The sequence below is a fragment of the Glutamicibacter sp. TV12E genome (genome assembly GCF_052441935.1).
Lineage (GTDB): Bacteria > Actinomycetota > Actinomycetes > Actinomycetales > Micrococcaceae > Glutamicibacter.
In genome coordinates this window covers 2,979,410-2,996,013 of the sequence record NZ_JBQVVF010000001.1, presented here as the reverse complement: position 1 = coordinate 2,996,013, position 16,604 = coordinate 2,979,410, and the positions used below count along the sequence as shown (strand labels likewise).

At 61.2% G+C, this 16,604-nt stretch carries 13 protein-coding genes; 10 read left to right on the top strand and 3 right to left on the bottom strand.

The genetic code is table 11. From position 1 onward, the window contains the following. Both sufB and ACT7DV_RS14275 read right to left on the bottom strand, forming a co-directional pair. Positions 1 to 1,461 carry a Fe-S cluster assembly protein SufB gene (gene sufB, locus ACT7DV_RS14280; protein ID WP_060701825.1) on the bottom strand — a complete coding sequence of 487 codons (1,461 nt, stop codon included), beginning with the start codon at positions 1,459 to 1,461 and terminating at the stop codon, positions 1 to 3. Beyond that, entirely contained in the window at positions 1,458 to 2,243 is a 786-nt protein-coding gene (locus ACT7DV_RS14275; RefSeq protein WP_444663536.1) for a helix-turn-helix transcriptional regulator, read from the bottom strand. The genes sufB and ACT7DV_RS14275 overlap by 4 nt, the downstream gene beginning before the upstream one ends. Positions 2,244 to 2,432: 189 nt before the next feature. Here ACT7DV_RS14275 and ACT7DV_RS14270 point away from each other — a divergent pair, with 189 nt between their 5' ends. From ACT7DV_RS14270 to ACT7DV_RS14260, 3 genes are read left to right on the top strand one after another with little or no spacing between them, the layout of a single operon-like run. Then, positions 2,433 to 3,389, top strand: coding sequence for an ABC transporter ATP-binding protein (locus ACT7DV_RS14270; RefSeq protein ID WP_444663534.1), 957 nt, complete (start codon positions 2,433 to 2,435; stop codon positions 3,387 to 3,389). Continuing rightward, a complete protein-coding gene (locus ACT7DV_RS14265) occupies positions 3,386 to 4,147 on the top strand; it encodes an ABC transporter permease (RefSeq protein WP_444663532.1) in 762 nt (253 codons plus the stop codon). Before ACT7DV_RS14270 ends, ACT7DV_RS14265 begins: the two co-directional genes overlap by 4 nt. Before the next feature lie 30 nt (positions 4,148 to 4,177). After that, a complete protein-coding gene (locus ACT7DV_RS14260) occupies positions 4,178 to 5,116 on the top strand; it encodes a COX15/CtaA family protein (protein WP_444663530.1) in 939 nt (312 codons plus the stop codon). A 481-nt stretch (positions 5,117 to 5,597) separates the two neighbouring features. On the opposite strand, the gene ACT7DV_RS14255 is transcribed toward ACT7DV_RS14260, so the two are convergent. Beyond that, on the bottom strand, positions 5,598 to 6,545 hold the full coding sequence (locus ACT7DV_RS14255; protein WP_444664860.1) for a heme o synthase: 948 nt from the start codon (positions 6,543 to 6,545) through the stop codon (positions 5,598 to 5,600). Positions 6,546 to 7,330: 785 nt separating this feature from the next. On the opposite strand from ACT7DV_RS14255, the gene tkt reads away from it, so the two are divergent. The 7 genes from tkt (at position 7,331) to ACT7DV_RS14220 (ending at position 16,406) form a co-directional block, all read left to right on the top strand. Further along, positions 7,331 to 9,445 carry a transketolase gene (gene tkt / locus ACT7DV_RS14250; RefSeq protein ID WP_444663528.1) on the top strand — a complete coding sequence of 705 codons (2,115 nt, stop codon included), beginning with the start codon at positions 7,331 to 7,333 and terminating at the stop codon, positions 9,443 to 9,445. Between the two features lie 18 nt (positions 9,446 to 9,463). After that, positions 9,464 to 10,567 carry a transaldolase gene (gene tal, locus ACT7DV_RS14245; protein WP_444663526.1) on the top strand — a complete coding sequence of 368 codons (1,104 nt, stop codon included), beginning with the start codon at positions 9,464 to 9,466 and terminating at the stop codon, positions 10,565 to 10,567. Then, positions 10,568 to 12,142, top strand: coding sequence for a glucose-6-phosphate isomerase (locus ACT7DV_RS14240; protein ID WP_444663524.1), 1,575 nt, complete (start codon positions 10,568 to 10,570; stop codon positions 12,140 to 12,142). A 7-nt stretch (positions 12,143 to 12,149) separates the two neighbouring features. Further along, entirely contained in the window at positions 12,150 to 13,670 is a 1,521-nt protein-coding gene (gene zwf / locus ACT7DV_RS14235; protein WP_060701834.1) for a glucose-6-phosphate dehydrogenase, read from the top strand. Next, complete coding sequence (locus ACT7DV_RS14230) at positions 13,667 to 14,608, top strand: glucose-6-phosphate dehydrogenase assembly protein OpcA (RefSeq protein ID WP_444663522.1); 942 nt, start codon at positions 13,667 to 13,669, stop codon at positions 14,606 to 14,608. The genes zwf and ACT7DV_RS14230 overlap by 4 nt, the downstream gene beginning before the upstream one ends. Further along, positions 14,598 to 15,338, top strand: coding sequence for a 6-phosphogluconolactonase (gene pgl, locus ACT7DV_RS14225; RefSeq protein WP_444663520.1), 741 nt, complete (start codon positions 14,598 to 14,600; stop codon positions 15,336 to 15,338). Before ACT7DV_RS14230 ends, pgl begins: the two co-directional genes overlap by 11 nt. Positions 15,339 to 15,419: 81 nt before the next feature. Further along, on the top strand, positions 15,420 to 16,406 hold the full coding sequence (locus ACT7DV_RS14220; protein WP_444663518.1) for an NAD(P)/FAD-dependent oxidoreductase: 987 nt from the start codon (positions 15,420 to 15,422) through the stop codon (positions 16,404 to 16,406). Positions 16,407 to 16,604 lie beyond the last annotated feature (198 nt).

Here is a 16,604-nt window from a genome sequence, read left to right as displayed (position 1 = left end):
TTAGCCGACCGATCCTTCCATCTGAAGTTCAATAAGGCGGTTCAGTTCGAGCGCGTATTCCATGGGGAGCTCACGGGCGATTGGCTCAACAAAGCCACGCACGATCATTGCCATCGCCTCGTCCTCGGCCATGCCGCGGGACATCAGGTAGAACAGCTGCTCTTCGGAAACGCGCGAGACGGTCGCCTCGTGGCCCATGGTCACGTCGTCCTCGCGAACGTCGATGTATGGGTAGGTGTCCGAGCGCGAGATCTGGTCAACCAGCAACGCGTCGCAGACCACCGAGTTCTTGGTGCCCTTGGCGCCTTCCTGAACCTGGACCAGGCCGCGGTAGGCCGAGCGCCCGCCGTTACGGGCCACCGACTTGGCCACAATGGCCGAGGAGGTGTTCGGAGCGATGTGAACCATCTTGGATCCGGTGTCCTGGTGCTGGCCTTCGCCGGCGAAGGCGATGGACAGGGTCTCGCCCTTGGCGCGTTCGCCAACGAGGTAAACCGCAGGGTACTTCATGGTGACCTTGGAACCGATGTTGCCATCGACCCATTCCATGGTTGCGCCCTCTTCACAGACGGCACGCTTGGTCACCAGGTTGTATACGTTGTTCGACCAGTTCTGGATGGTCGTGTAGCGAACGCGGGCGTCCTTCTTCACGATGATTTCCACAACCGCGGAGTGCAGCGAGTCCGACTGGTAGATCGGGGCGGTGCAACCTTCGATGTAGTGAACGTACGAGCCCTCATCGGCGATGATCAGGGTGCGCTCGAACTGGCCCATGTTTTCCGTGTTGATTCGGAAGTAGGCCTGCAGCGGGATCTCCACGTGTACGCCCTTGGGAACGTAGACGAAGGAACCGCCGGACCACACAGCGGTGTTCAGCGAAGCGAACTTGTTGTCGCCTGCTGGAATAACCGAGCCGAAGTACTCTTCGAAGATCTCCGGGTGTTCCTTCAAACCGGTGTCGGTGTCGAGGAAGATGACGCCCTGGGCTTCGAGGTCTTCGCGCAGCTGGTGGTAGACAACCTCGGACTCGTACTGGGCAGCCACGCCGGAAACCAGGCGCTGCTTTTCAGCCTCGGGAATACCCAGCTTGTCGTAGGTGTTCTTGATGTCTTCAGGAAGTTCATCCCACGTCGCAGCCTGCTTTTCAGTGGAGCGAACGAAGTACTTGATGTTATCGAAATCAATGCCCGAGAGGTCTGGACCCCAGGTTGGCATTGGCTTGCGATCGAAGTACTTCAGCGCCTTCTGGCGGCGCTCCAGCATCCATTCTGGCTCGGACTTGAGGGCGGAAATATTCGCCACAACGTCCTTGTCGACGCCGCGGCGAGCGTTTGCACCCGCGTCGTTCTTATCTGACCAGCCATATTCGTAATTGCCGATTCCGTGGAGTTCGGGGTTCTTCTCCAGAATTTCGGAAATTACACCTGGGTCGGCAGACTCCTGTGCAATCTGATCCGTCATCGCGGCCTCTCCTGCTTCGTGAACTGAATTCGAGTTCTCTTCTCGGCGCGCATTGGCGCCTTTCCACGTCCCACAGGGATGTGGGTCGTGCACACGTGTCCGCCGCCGGCCAAGGTCGACAATCGTCGAACATCGACACCCAGCAACCGGGCGAACATTTCAGTTTCGGTGTCGCAAAACACCGGAAACTCTCGTGCCAAGTCTTGTATCGGGCAGTGTCCCTGGCACAGCTGAACGCTGTGCATCAAGGCCGTTGCCACTTTCGTATCAACTTTTCGGGTGTACCCCACGAACCCATCGGAACTAAGCAAGTTGCTTAGCACTTCGGCTCGTGCTTCCAGCCCTTCAACCCCGGCCATCGCCTTGGCGTACCGGGTTTCCATTTCGGCGAATCGATTACGCGCGAACTTTCGGATCGCATCGTCACCGGCAGCATCGCCAAGCATCTTCAATGCATCGGTAGCAATTTCCAAATAGTCGTTGCCAAGCTTCGTCTGGCCGCGGTGCGAGAGCACGTAGCGACGAGACGGGCGCCCGGCGCCCGACTTCTGGTTTGCTACCAGTTTCACCTCAACGAGCCCGGATTTTGACAGCGCATCAAGGTGACGGCGAACCGCAGCTGGCGTGAAACCCAGCTTGTTGCCAAGCTCGGCGGCACTGACCGGCCCGTCCTCTAGTACTGCGTAAAGGACGCGATCGCGCGTGCGTTCCTCGGTATCCCCAACTGCACCAACCGTGTCGGCAGTGGAGCCACTAGGTGAGTCTAAATTTGATGAATACACAACACAATCATGCGTAAATTTTTGCGCCAGGTCTAGTAAGGAAGGACTTACTAAGGGAGAGCTTGCCCACTTATCGATCTACCCCTTATTAACCATTGGCACCTTTTTATTCTCTCGCTCACGCGCAACGGTGGCGAGTGTTGGTGACACAGTCCTCAAAAACAGGAGTTCGACATGTCGTAGAATGTTTTGGTGTCTTCCGTAACCCCCAGTCTCATCATCAATGAACTGGCCAAAGATTTAGGGCCAGTTCCTGCCTTGGACAACCGCATGCTGCGCGTCCTGGAGTCGGTGTCCCTGAAGGCTTATCCAGGCCAAGTCACCACTCTTCTCGGGGCCAATGGCGCCGGCAAATCGACAACCTTGGCCTGCGCCCAGGGCCTTCTGCAGCCAGAAGGCGGCACCATTGAGCTGCTGGGTCAAAACCCCTACGGCGACAACCCCGAACTTCGCTCGCGCGTCGGCGTCATGCTCCAAGATGGCGGATTGCCGCCATCGATGCGACCCGTCCCGCTCTTGCGGCACGTCGCATCCCTGTACCGAAGCCCCATTGACATCGATGCGCTGATCACCCGCCTGGACCTCGAATCCTTTGGGACGCGCACCATCCGCCGGCTCTCCGGCGGCCAAAAGCAGCGGGTCGCACTGGCCCTGGCTCTCGCCGGGGACCCCGAAGTCGTCTTCCTCGATGAACCAAGCGCCGGCCTCGACCCGCAATCGCGCCAAGTCGTCTTCGACTTGATCGCCGAATTGCGCGACGCCGGCAAGGCCATCATCCTCACCACGCACCTTATGGATGACGCGCAGCGCCTCAGCGACTACGTGTACATCATCGACAAGGGCTGCACGGTAGCGCAGGGAACGGTGGCCGAACTGACCGCTCGTGCCGCCGAAGACCAGGATGCTCGCCCGATATCCTTCGCAGCTCCGGCCAATCTGGTTCTGCCTGAACCGCCAGCCGGGTTATATCTCTCAGAGACCTCAGCCGGTGAATATCGATTGGACGGTGTCAGCTCCCCCGATCACCTGCATTGGCTTACGAGCTGGTGGCTCCGAGAAGGCATCCTGCCATCACAACTGAGCCTGCAGTCACGAAGCCTCGAAGACGTATTCCTCGAATTCGCACAAAAGGAGGAACGCGCATGAGCGAACAAGTAACAGCAAGCAACGCCGTGTCGCCACTTAAACGCATTCTCATCCAAGGTAAGTATGAGTCTTTGCAAATGCTGAGCAACGGGGAACAGCTGATCCTCGCGGTGGTCATGCCGATGATCGCGCTAGTGGTACTCACGCTCACCGATCTTCTCGACGGAGTAGCCGAGCGAAGCATTGATGCTGCAGTTCCAGGTGTACTGGCATTGTGCGTGATTTCAACGGCGTTTACCGGCCAAGGAATTGGCACCGGATTTGATCGGCGCTACGGCGTACTGAAAATGTTCTCCACAACGCCATTGGGCAAGACTGGCCTGATTTTCGGCAAGGTCATTGCAGTGCTGACGGTCTTGCTGATTCAAGTAGTGCTCATTACGGTGGTCGCACTCTTCATGGGCTGGCAACCGAATCCTTGGGGCATTGCTCCTGCAATCCTCTTCCTGCTGCTCGGCGCGGCAGCATTTACCTCGCTCGGCCTGCTCATCGCGGGCACTGTCCGCCCAGAAGCAACGCTGGCCATTACCAACCTGGCTTGGATCCTCCTGGCCGGTGCAGGGGGCGTGCTGTATCCGCTGAGCATGGCGCCAGCATGGATTCAGCCAACACTCAACGCTTTGCCATCAGCAGCGCTTGGAGATGCCATGCGCGAGGCACTAATCTCGGGCCACTTCAGCATCGCTGGACTTATTTTCCTGGTTCTCTGGTCGGCTGCTGGCTCATTTGCCGCCATCAAGCTCTTCAAATGGAACTAACCACCACACACATCCTCAAGGGAGATTTCCATGTCTTCAGACCTGGCCACTAGAAGCTGGGCCGACAAGCTGCCAACGAAGGTCACCCGCCTTGTGCACGGCCTCGCGATTGCTTCGCTGATCTCCCAGGTGGGCATCATCGTGACCGGTGGCGCAGTTCGCCTCACCGAGTCCGGCCTCGGTTGCTCGCATTGGCCTAATTGTGTCCCCGGTTCCATGACGCCGGTTCCTGCGATGGGAATCCACGGCATCATCGAGTTCGGCAACCGCACTTTGACGTTTGTGCTCTTGGCGATCGCCATCGGGTTCCTGCTCTCGGTTTGGTCCATGCGGCGCACGCACTCGACCGTTTTCAAGCTGGGACTGGTTCTTCTGCTGGGCATTCCAGCACAGGGTGTCATCGGTGGCATCACGGTATGGACCGGGCTGAACCCTTGGGTCGTGTCCTTGCACTTCCTGCTTTCTGGAACTCTGGTGATCCTGGCTACCTTGCTGGTCAACCGCACACGCACAGAAATCAAGGCCCAGGAGAATCCGCCAACGACCAAGACCATTCGCCAGACTGCGACGGCTGCGTGGATCTTCGGCATATTGGCAGTCATCATGGGCACAATCGTCACCGGAACAGGACCGCATGCAGGTGACGCGACGACTCCGCGGCACATGTTTGATCCACTCCTGGTCACCCGCATGCACACCGCTCCGGTTTACCTGCTGATCATCGCTACCGTCGCCTTGCTGGTCTTGGCCTACAAGACCGGTGGCAATGACCGCTTGCGCGCATCCGCCTGGTGGCTCGTGGCCGTCATTCTTATCCAAGCAGCTATCGGATATACCCAGCACTTCACCGGACTGCCAATCGGTTTGGTACTACTGCACATGCTTGGGGCCAGCCTGCTGCTGGTATCCAGTACTGATGCCTGGGATAGAGCTACGCTTCTTCCCAAGTACCAGCGAGTCGATAACTAGTCACAAATTAGAGCACGCGCGGCCAGACATTTTCATTGCCTGGCCACGCGTGCTTTTTAGCGCCCGCACGCAGCTGATATCAGCTGAGATATGGGGCAATATTATCCGCAGGCAGTATTTGCCAGGGCGCTGAACAGCGGTGCTACGAGGCTCTGCTGCTTTGATGCCCTCGGTTGAAAGAGAAACCTAGTAGCACGAACTCGGCGCGGACCTCCATCATGAGAACTTGACGCAGTTTGGGGAGCAAAAGGTCGTCATGTTCACGCGTCACTAACGGGAATTTCCAATTGCCTCCCGCTGTCCCCTGCCTTTGCTAGCTCAAGAGGATGCAACGCCCACGAGGAATAATAGACTTTCGAAGATTCCCAATAGCCGACCTGCAGTGTTCGGTTTAGTTGCCACCGGCACCAAAAAACCCGGCCACCCGATCCAAGGGATCGAGTGGCCGGGCAGGTTAAGACTTCTGTGAATTATTCGGTGGTTAACCGAAGAGCGGGCTTCCCACAAAAGGATCAATGGCGAGAGCCAAGAAGACAATCGACAAGTACGTGATGGAGATATGGAAGACCTTCATTGCCTTGCGGTTGACTACCGCCGGCTTGTGGTCGCCCTGAGCTTCGCGGTATAGGACGTGCGATTCGTAGATGAACCAAATGCCAGCACCGCCAGCAATGGCCGTGTAGACGATGCCTGCGTGGCCCAGTGGCACCAGCAGAAGCGAGCAGACTACGGTGGCCCAGGCATAGAGGACAACCTGAACAGATACGCGGCGGGCGTTGGCAATTGCCCCGAGCATCGGCACCGATGCGGCGTTGTAGTCGTCTGCATATTTCATGGACAGCGGCCAGTAGTGCGGTGGCGTCCACAGGAAGATGACCAGGAACAGGATGATCGCCGGCCATTCAATGGTCTCTTTGACAGCAGCCCAGGCGATTAGCACCGGCATGCAGCCTGCGATACCGCCCCAGACAATATTCTGGGCCGTGCGTCGCTTCAGGATGATCGTGTAGAAGACCACGTACAGAAGGATTGCTGCCAGACCGAGGACGGTGGTCAGTGGGTTTGTTCCAACCCAAAGCACCACCAGCGAAGCAATCGCCAGTGCCCAGGAGAAGATCAGCGCTTCCTTGGGAGTCAAGTCGCCGGTGACCAGCGGACGCCCCTTGGTGCGCTTCATCAACTTGTCCATATCGCGATCGATATAGCAGTTAAAAGCGCCTGACGCCCCAGCAGCCATTGCACCACCCACAAGGGTGGAAATCATCAGCCACAACGAAGGGAATCCGCGCTGGGCAAAAATCATGGTCGGGAAGGTGCTCACCAACAGCAACTCGATAACACGAGGCTTGGTCAACGCCACGTAGGCGCTGGCCTTGCGCTTCATATAGTCTCCGGTGCTTTCACCAGGCTGACGCGAGGCGCGTGGCACTGATGCTCCGGCGACACTTTGAGTCTTCAATTAAACGCACTCAGTTCTTCACGGGTACAAGACAGACAGAATCATTCTACGCCTGATAGAAATTCTTTGAAACTCCCCCGCGTATAGTTCATCGGCAAAAGTTCGTGACCTTGGTCAACCCCATAATTCCCATTCCGCAACATCGAAAATTCCCCAGCCAGTCGAAAATGACTTGTGCACCGTCGACCTCCGGGGCCACGACCAACTACTCACCTAACAGCGAACACCGTCATCTGATATCAACATTTGGACACCTGAACCATTCCCTTTTCAGCATCAAATAATTGAAGGCTGAACAATACCCTCCCCACTGATTTCGAGTCGACGAGAGATTTCCACCGCAACGCTCAGTACCGAAACAACAGCACTTGAATTTGATTTATCGCATCCTTACAAATTTGCTGATTTGTTCAAACACGCAGTGGCACCCATGTGCCGCAGGTCTCAAGAGGTTTCTGATCAATGGATCTTGACGCTGAGCCACACACCGCACGATGCACGTTTTTACAGCCAGTAGCCGTTGGCTTTCTCTCCGGAACGAATCAAGCGTTACATGGCGGAAATAAACTTGCGCGTCATCTTGCTATAACCATCACCTCACACATCGTTTTCGCGATAGAGTTGGACGAGATTGCGCCGTCGCAACCTACATCTTTCTGGTCTTCAACGAGCTCAGGAACATATAGGAGGCGACGGCGTATTGCGTGTCAGCGGGAGATATCTCCCGTCCGAGCCTGAATGGAAGGAACGCCGCTGTGGCGACTGAATCCTTAGTAGAAGAGTTTTCACTGACCGAGTTGGATCGTAAGGCCATCGACACCACCCGTGTCCTGGCAGCCGACGCTGTTGAAAAAGTTGGCAATGGCCACCCCGGTACCGCCATGAGCTTGGCCCCGGCTGCCTACCTGATTTTCCAGAAGCACCTGCGCCACGATCCGAAGGATCCGAACTGGATCGGTCGCGACCGTTTCGTCCTCTCCCCTGGTCACACGTCATTGACCTTGTACCTGCAGCTGTTCCTCTCCGGCTACGGCTTGGAAATGGAAGACATCGAAGCACTGCGCACCTGGGGCGCCAAGACCCCGGGCCACCCGGAGTACGGCCACACCGCCGGCGTCGAGATCACCACCGGCCCGCTGGGCCAGGGCCTGGCCTCCGCCGTGGGCTTCGCCTACTCGCAGCGCCGCATGCGTGGCCTGCTGGATCCAGCTGCTGAGGCCGGAACCAGCCCATTCGACCACACCGTCTACGTCATCGCTTCCGATGGCGACTTGCAGGAAGGCGTCACCTCCGAGGCCTCCTCGCTCGCCGGCCACCAGGAACTTGGCAACCTTGTAGTGATCTACGATGACAACAAGATCTCCATCGAGAACGACACCGACATCGCCTTCACCGAAGATGTGCTGGGTCGCTACGACTCCTACGGCTGGCACACCCAGCGCGTTGACTGGACCGTCACCGGCGAATACGTCGAGGACATGGCAGCCCTGGATGCAGCTATCCGCGCAGCCAAGGCCGAGACCTCCCGCCCGTCGATCATCGCCCTGCGCACCGTCATTGGCTGGCCAGCGCCAACCAAGCAGAACACCGGCGGCATCCACGGCTCGAAGCTGGGTACCGAAGAAGTTGCAGGCCTCAAGGAGGTCCTAGGCTTCGATCCAGCAAAGAACTTCCACATCGACCAGGAAGTCCTGGATCACGCTCGCGAAGTCGTCACCCGCGGTGCAGAGCTGCACGCCTCGTGGAACAAGGACTTCGACTCGTGGAAGGCGGCCAACCCTGAACAGGCTGCCCTGCTGGAGCGCCTTGAGTCGGGCAAGCTTCCTGAGGGCTGGACCGAAAAGCTTCCAGTCTTCGAGCCAGGATCCACCATGGCCACCCGCTCGGCTTCGGGCAAGGTCATCAACGCCATTGCCGATGAACTGCCAGAACTCTGGGGCGGCTCTGCCGACCTCGCCGGTTCGAACAACACCACCATCGACACCGCCAAGTCCTTCGCGCCGGAGCGCCGCTCCACCGCTTCGTGGGACGCCAGCCCGTACGGCCGCGTCCTGCACTTCGGCATCCGCGAGCACGCCGCAGCGTCGATCGTCAACGGCATCGTGCTCTCCAGCCCGACCCGCGCCTTCTCCGGCACCTTCCTGATCTTCTCGGACTACCAGCGCCCAGCGATCCGGTTGGCTGCGCTGATGGGCGTTCCATCGATCTTCGTATGGACCCACGACTCGATCGGCCTGGGCGAAGACGGCCCGACCCACCAGCCAGTAGAGCAGCTCGCCAGTTTGCGCATCATCCCGAACTTCGACGTGGTCCGCCCGGCGGACGCCAATGAAGTTGCCTACGCATGGCGCGGCATGCTGGAACTGACCGATACCCCATCGGGCATCGTGCTCTCCCGCCAGAACCTGCCAATCTACGACCGCGCGGCAACCGGCTTCCGCGGTGCCGAGGGCACCCTGAAGGGCGGCTACATTCTTGCCGAAGCTGTTCGCGACGGCGCAGAGGTCACCCCAGACGTGATCCTGCTGGCTACCGGCTCCGAGGTGGAGCTGGCAGTTGAGGCTCGCGAGGAACTGGCTGCCAAGAACATCGCCGCCCGCGTGGTCTCGCTGCCATCGCTGGAATGGTTCGCCAAGCAGGATGCCGCCTACCGTGAAGAGGTGCTCCCGGCAGCCATCACCGCCCGCGTGTCCGTAGAGGCAGGCGTAGCCCAGGGCTGGCGCGAGCTGGTTGGCGCCAACGGCGAGATCATCTCCCTGGATCACTTCGGCGCTTCCGCCGATTACAAGAAGCTGTACTCGGAATTCGGCATCACCACCGCGGCCGTTGTCGCAGCCGCCGAAACCTCCGTGCAGAACGCCGCAAAGTAAGGAACCGAAGCAAATATCATGAGCAACCCAAATACCCAGGCCCTCTCCGACGCCGGCGTTTCAATCTGGCTCGATGACCTCTCCCGCGAACGACTGACCAGCGGCTCGCTGGCCAAGCTGATCGAAGAGAAGAACGTTGTTGGCGTGACCACCAACCCTGCCATCTTCGCCGCATCGCTCTCCAAGGCCGAGGTGTACGGCGAAGCGATCGCCGAACAGCGCGACAAGTCCGTTGAAGATGCGATCACCGCAATCACCAGCGACGACGTGGCCGCAGCCTGCGACCTGTTCAAGGGCATCTACGAGTCCTCCAAGGGCTTCGACGGCCGCGTGTCCATCGAGGTTGATCCCCGACTGGCCCACGAAACCGCACCAACCATCGCCCAGGCCAAGGCCCTGTACGAGCGCGTGAACCGCGAAAACGTGCTGATCAAGATCCCAGCCACCCTTGAGGGCCTGGAAGCGATCACCGAGACCATTGCCGAAGGCATTTCCGTCAACGTGACCCTGATCTTCTCGCTGGAACGCTACCGCGAAGTGATCAACGCCTACCTGATCGGCTTGGAGAAGGCCCACGCCAAGGGGCTGGACCTGTCCAAGATCCACTCGGTCGCCTCCTTCTTCGTCTCCCGCGTGGACACCGAGATCGACAAGCGCCTGGCTGCCATCGGCACCGAGGAAGCCGCCGCATTGCGCGGCCAGGCCGGCGTGGCCAACGCCCGCCTCGCCTACCAGGTCTTCGAGGAGTCCTTCGCCTCGGCACGCTTCGAAGTGCTGGCAGCCGCCGGCGCCAACGTGCAGCGTCCGCTGTGGGCTTCGACCGGCGTCAAGGATCCTGCCTACCCATCCACCCTGTACGTCACCGAGCTGGTGGCACCGCAGACCGTGAACACCATGCCGGAAAAGACCCTGGATGCCACCGCAGCCGAGGCAGAAATCCGCGGCAATGCAATCGCTGGCAGCTACGATGCCGCCAACCGCGTGCTGGACAAGCTCGCAGCCCAGGGCATCGACTACAACGAGATCGTCAACCTGCTTGAGGTCGAGGGCGTTGACAAGTTCGAGGTCGCTTGGAACGAGCTGCTCGAAGACATGTCGGTCGCACTGAAGGGAGCAAAGTAAATGGAACTAGGTTTGGTGACCTCAGGCGAGGCACTGGCCTCGGTGGATGCGCTGCTTCCAAAGCTCATTGAAGCAAAAGTTGGCAGCCGCATCGCAGCCCAGGACCCCACTGTCTGGGGACCTGCGGCCGAGGCTGAATCCGCTATCCGCCTGGGCTGGGTCAACCCCTTCGAGGCAGCTGGCAAGCTGATTCCAGCCATTCTGGAACTGCGCGAAGAACTGCAGCAGGAGAACCTGACCCGCATCGTTTTGTGCGGCATGGGCGGATCCTCCCTGGCCCCCGAGGTCATTGCCGCGCACGACGAAGTGGATCTGGTCATCTGCGACACCACCGATCCATCGATGGTCAAGCAGATCGTCGAGACCGACTTGGAGCGCACCGTAGTGGTCGTTTCCTCCAAGTCCGGTTCCACCGTGGAAACCGACTCGCAGCGACGCGCCTTCACCGCCGCCTTCCAGGCTGCCGGGATCGACCCGGCCACCCGCCTGGTGCTGGTGACCGATCCGGGATCGCCAATGGACAACCCCGAGGGTGTTCGCGCGGTCTTCAACGCCGACCCGCATGTCGGCGGGCGCTACTCGGCGCTGACCGCCTTCGGCCTGGTGCCTTCGGGCCTGGCCGGCGCGGACATCGAAGCCCTGGTGGAAGAATCCGGGCTGGTCAATGACGTGTTGGCCTCGGACGACGAGGACAACCTGGCATTGCACCTGGGTGCCGCCATGGCGACCGCAGGCCGCGACAAGCTGCTGATCGCCTGTGTTGGCGACGCGCTGCCAGGCTTTGGCGACTGGGCCGAGCAGCTCATCGCCGAGTCCACTGGCAAGGACGGCAAGGGCGTGCTGCCCGTAGCCGCCCATGTTGATGCACCGGAGCTGAAGAACCTGCCTGCCGACGTGGTGCCGCTGTTCGTCTACGACGAACTTCCCGAAGAGATCGACGAGGAAGCCACCGCGGTGCATTTCAGCGCGCCGCTGGGCACCGCGTTCATGATCTTCGAGTACGCCACCGCCGTGGCCGGCTACCTGCTGGGCATCAGCCCCTTCGACCAGCCCGATGTCGAGGCCGCTAAGGTGGCAGCCCGCTCGATGCTGGAGGCCCCGGCAGCCGCCGAGCCTGATGCTGTTGACGGATCGGTGCAGCTGTTCGGCACCACCGCCAGCACGCTGGATACAGCCCTGGATGAGCTGACCGCACAGCTGCCGGAAGATGGCTACCTGGCCATCCAGGCGTACCTGAACCGCACCTCGGAGAGCCAGCTGCAGGCCTTGCGCGACCTCTTCGCCGAAAAGACCGGACGCCCGGTCACCTTCGGCTGGGGCCCGCGCTTCCTGCACTCCACCGGCCAGTACCACAAGGGCGGCCCGGCCCAGGGCGTGTTCCTGCAGATTACCGCCGATCACCAGGACGACCTGGACATCCCGGATCGTCCGTACTCCTTCGGCTCCCTGATCACTGCCCAGGCCATCGGCGATGGCGCAGTGCTTTCGGATGCCGAGCACAACCGCCCAGTGCTGCGCGTGAACCTCACGGACCGCGCAGCCGGAATCGCTGCCCTGCTTGAGGCAGCGAAGTAAGGCACCAATGAGTAATCCACTACGCGATGCCCGCGACCGGCGGCTTAACCGCATTGCCGGTCCGGGCGCGCTGGTGTTCTTCGGAATCACCGGCGACCTTGCCCGCAAGAAATTGATGCCAGCGGTCTATGACCTGGCCAACCGCGGGCTGCTCCCCCCAAACTTTGCCATCGTCGGCTTCGGCCGCCGCGACTGGAGCGCCGAGGACTTCGCGAACCAGGCCCGTGAATGGATCCTGGCCAGTTCCCGAACCCCGTTCAATGAAACGGTGTTCGCCCAGCTGGCTTCCGGCATGCGCTTCATTTCGGGCGCATTCGACGATGACGACGCCTACCAGAAGCTCGCCGAAACCCTCGACGAGCTGGCGGAGTCCCGTTCCACCGGGCGCAACCACGCCTTCTACCTCTCGATCCCGCCCAGCTGGTTCGAAATCGTCTGCCAGAAGCTCTCCGAGCACCACCTGGCCAACGATTCAAACCCGGGCTGGGAACGAGTGGTCATCGAAAAGCCCTTCGGCCACAACCTGCAAAGCGCCCGCGAGCTGAACCAGATCGTGGAATCCGTCTTCCCCGCAGATCAGGTGTTCCGCATCGACCACTATCTGGGCAAGGAAACCGTGCAGAACTTGCTGGCCCTGCGCTTCGGCAACCAGATGTTCGAGCCGCTGTGGAACAACAAGTACGTGGACCACGTGCAGATCACCATGGCCGAGGACATCGGCATCGGCGGGCGCGCCAGCTACTACGACGGGGTGGGCGCGGCCCGCGACGTCATCCAGAACCACCTGCTCCAGCTGCTGGCGCTGACCGCCATGGAGGAGCCCATCTCCTTCAATGCCGATCACCTGCGCAGCGAAAAGGAGAAGGTGCTCACCGCCGTCCAGCTGCCTGAGGATCTGGGCGCCGCCAGCGCGCGCGGCCAATACACCTCCGGCTGGCAGGGCGCCGAGGAAGTCGTCGGCTTCCTCGATGAGGAAGGCTTCAACCCGAAGTCCAAGACCGAAACCTACGCTGCGGTGCGCTTGAACATCAACACCCGCCGCTGGGACGGCGTGCCCTTCTACCTGCGCGCCGGAAAGCGTCTGGGACGACGTGTCACCGAGATTGCGGTGGTCTTCAAGAAGGCTCCGAACCTGCTGTTCACCGATCACGAGGATGACGAGTTCGGCCAGAACGCGTTTGTGATCCGGGTTCAGCCCGATGAGGGCGCGACCATCCGCTTCTCCTCCAAGGTGCCTGGCACCCAGATGGAGATCCGCGATGTCACCATGGACTTCGGCTACGGCAACGCCTTCACCGAATCCTCCCCGGAAGCCTACGAGCGCTTGATCCTTGACGTGCTGCTCGGTGAGCCGCCACTGTTCCCGCGCCATGAAGAGGTGGAGCAGTCCTGGCGCATCCTGGATCCGTTCGAGGAATACTGGGCAGCGCAGCCAACCCAGCCTGATCCCTATGCTCCGGGATCCTGGGGCCCAGCCAGCAGCGATGAGCTGATGGCCAAAGATGGAAGGACGTGGCGACGGCCATGATGATCGATCTTCCCAACACCACCACCTCCAAGGTGGCCAAGAAGCTGATCTCCTCGCGCCGCACCCACGGCGTGGTTGCCCTCTCCCGCGTGTTGACCCTGGTGGTCATCACCCGCGAGGGATTTGCGGAGAACGCCATCGAGGCCGCCAACCTGGCCAGCCGCGAGCACCCCTGCCGCATCATCGTGGTGGTGCGCGGCAATGCCAGCGAGAAAAACCGCCTGGATGTGCAGATCCGCGTGGGCGGCGACGCCGGCGCTTCCGAGGTCATCGTCATGCGCACCTACGGCCCGGATGTGGTCGCCGACGAGGCGCTGATCTCGGCCCTGCTGCTGCCCGACGCCCCGATTGTGGCCTGGTGGCCGCATGGCGTGCCGAAGGATCCCTATGGCACGGCCTTGGGCAAGCTCGCCCACCGGCGGATCACCGACTCCGCCGAGATGGACGACCCTACCGCCTCGCTCTTTGGCCGCATCGACACCTACCAGGCCGGCGATACCGACCTGGCCTGGACCCGCCTGACCTTCTGGCGCGCCCAGCTGGCAAGCATCATCGACCTGGTGGGCACCGAGGGCCTGACCGGCATCACCGTGAAGGGCTCGGAGAATTCTCCCTCCACCACGCTGCTGGCCGCCTGGCTGACCATGTGCCTGGATGTTCCGGTGACCATTGCCGCGGACAAGACCACCGGTGGCCTGTCCAGCGTGCGGCTGACCCGCGAAGACGGGGACGTGGAGCTCTCGCGCCCTTCCGGCGCGGTGGCCCACCTGTACCTGCCCGGTTCCGCCCCACAGCGGATCTCCCTGCCGCGGCGCTCGGTGGCCGAATGCCTTGCCGAGGAAATGCGCCGGCTGGATGCCGACGACGTCTTCGGCGAAGTCATCACCAAGGGCCTGAACCTCACCAACCTCAGGAGCGTTGTCCCCAGTGATCGCTAGGCAAATCACCATCCATGACGATGTCGCCTCCACTGCGCACGCCATCGCCGCCCGGCTGATCACCTCGATCACCGACGCGATCGCAGCCCGTGGAGTCGCGCATGTTGTCGTCACCGGCGGCACCCTGGGCATCGCTTCCCTCGTGGCTCTCGCGCAGAACCCGGCCAGGACTTCGGTGAACTGGTCCCGGGTGCACTTCTGGTGGGGTGACGAGCGCTTTGTCGCCAGCGACAGCGCCGATCGCAACGTGCTGCAGGCCGAGCCGCTCTTTGCTGCCTTGGATGAGCTGGGCCTGGACCGCGGCACCGTGCACGCCATGGGCGCCAGCGACCAATACGACAGCGCTGAGCAGGCTGCCGCCGCGTACACGCAGCTGCTGGCGCAAGAAGCACCGGAAGGATCGGCCTCGCCCGCCTTCGACGTGCTGATGCTGGGCATGGGGCCGGATTCGCATGTGGCTTCGCTGTTCCCCAACCACACGCGCTCGGAGGAGCTCGGGGCCATCGCGGTCCACGACTCCCCCAAGCCGCCACCGCATCGGGTTACCCTGACCATGGGGACCATCAACACCGCCCGCGAGGTGTGGCTGGTGGTTGCCGGCGCCGACAAGGCTCCGGCCTTGGCCGCGGCCTCCCATGAAATCAACGAGGCGGCCGTCCCGGCCAGCGCCGTGCATGGCACGGAAGCAACCCGCTGGATTGTGGATCGCGCCGCATCAACACTGCTCTAAAGCGCACCGCGAGGCCGGCTCCTGGAACCCCCTGGTTCCCGGGGCCGGCCTTTGCGCTAAACACCGTCATCAAGGATCTCCATGCCAGAATTGCCCTCCCCGCTCAACGTCACGGTCATTGGCTCCGGCGTCATCGGCCTGTCCACCGCACACGAGCTGGCCTCGCACGGCCACAAGGTGCGCGTGATCAGCGACCAGGAACCGCTGCAAACCGTCTCGGCCATCTCAGCTGCCATTTGGTTCCCGTATCATTCGGAGAATTCTCCAGCCGCCGACGTGCTGCTGGCTCGAACCCTGGCCCGCTTCAAGGCCCTTTCCCTGATTCCAGAGACCGGCGTCGACCTGCGCTTCGGCATGGATATCGAACGCCGCGCGGACGCTGATCGTTCCTGGGCCAAGCATGTGGCCGACTCCGCCGTGGTCGACGCCGCCTTGCTGCCCGAAGGCGCGCTCAGCGCCACCAGCGGCACGGTCCCGGTCATCACGATGCCCACCTACCTTTCCTGGCTGCAGGACCAGTGCCGGCGTCACGGCGTGGAATTCGAGCAGCGTACTGTGAGTGCCATTGGCGATCTGCGGGCCGGCGCCGATGCGGTGGTGCTTGCCGGCGGGATGCGTTCAGGCGAGCTGCTGGGCGATGACCACAGCGTGTATCCGATTCGCGGCCAGGTGATCCGGCTGGCCAATTCCGCGGGACTGCAAGACTGGCTCAGCGACGACGACCATCCCGGGGGCGTCTCCTACATCATTCCGCGCCGCGATGACATCATAGTGGGCGGCACCGATGCCGCCCACGACACCAACCTCGAAGTTGATGCGCAAATAGCTTCCGACATGCTCGCCCGAGCCATCAGCCTGGTCCCGCAGCTGGCCCACTGCGAGGTTCTGGAGCATAAGGTCGGACTGCGCCCTGCGCGGGAAACGATCCGCCTGGAACGGGTTTCCGGCCAGGATATGACGGTGATCGCGGCCTATGGCCACGGGGGCGGCGGGGTCACCCTCTCCTGGGGCACAGCGCAACGCGTGGTGGAATTGCTCGATGCCACGGTGCAAGGCACGCATCAGTAAACCTGGACTTCACACCCTATCAACACCCCGTTTTCCATCGCAGGATATATTCGGCTCAGCGCAGCGGCTGGCCCGATGCATCCACGAGGCAAAACACCAGCACCAGTGGTGCATGGGATTTTCGATGACGCTTCAACGTCATCGGCGGCGACAGATAGCCTTCCTTGGAGTAATGTCACCTTTCACGCACCACCAGTG

What these genes read in the sequence shown, in the direction of transcription:
- sufB (WP_060701825.1), bottom strand. Translation starts at nt 1,461, where the DNA reads ATGACGGATCAGATTGCACAGGAGTCTGCCGACCCAGGTGTAATTTCC.
- ACT7DV_RS14265 (WP_444663532.1), top strand. Translation starts at nt 3,386, where the DNA reads ATGAGCGAACAAGTAACAGCAAGCAACGCCGTGTCGCCACTTAAACGC.
- ACT7DV_RS14260 (WP_444663530.1), top strand. Translation starts at nt 4,178, where the DNA reads ATGTCTTCAGACCTGGCCACTAGAAGCTGGGCCGACAAGCTGCCAACG.
- tal (WP_444663526.1), top strand. Translation starts at nt 9,464, where the DNA reads ATGAGCAACCCAAATACCCAGGCCCTCTCCGACGCCGGCGTTTCAATC.
- ACT7DV_RS14240 (WP_444663524.1), top strand. Translation starts at nt 10,568, where the DNA reads ATGGAACTAGGTTTGGTGACCTCAGGCGAGGCACTGGCCTCGGTGGAT.
- zwf (WP_060701834.1), top strand. Translation starts at nt 12,150, where the DNA reads ATGAGTAATCCACTACGCGATGCCCGCGACCGGCGGCTTAACCGCATT.
- ACT7DV_RS14230 (WP_444663522.1), top strand. Translation starts at nt 13,667, where the DNA reads ATGATGATCGATCTTCCCAACACCACCACCTCCAAGGTGGCCAAGAAG.
- ACT7DV_RS14220 (WP_444663518.1), top strand. Translation starts at nt 15,420, where the DNA reads ATGCCAGAATTGCCCTCCCCGCTCAACGTCACGGTCATTGGCTCCGGC.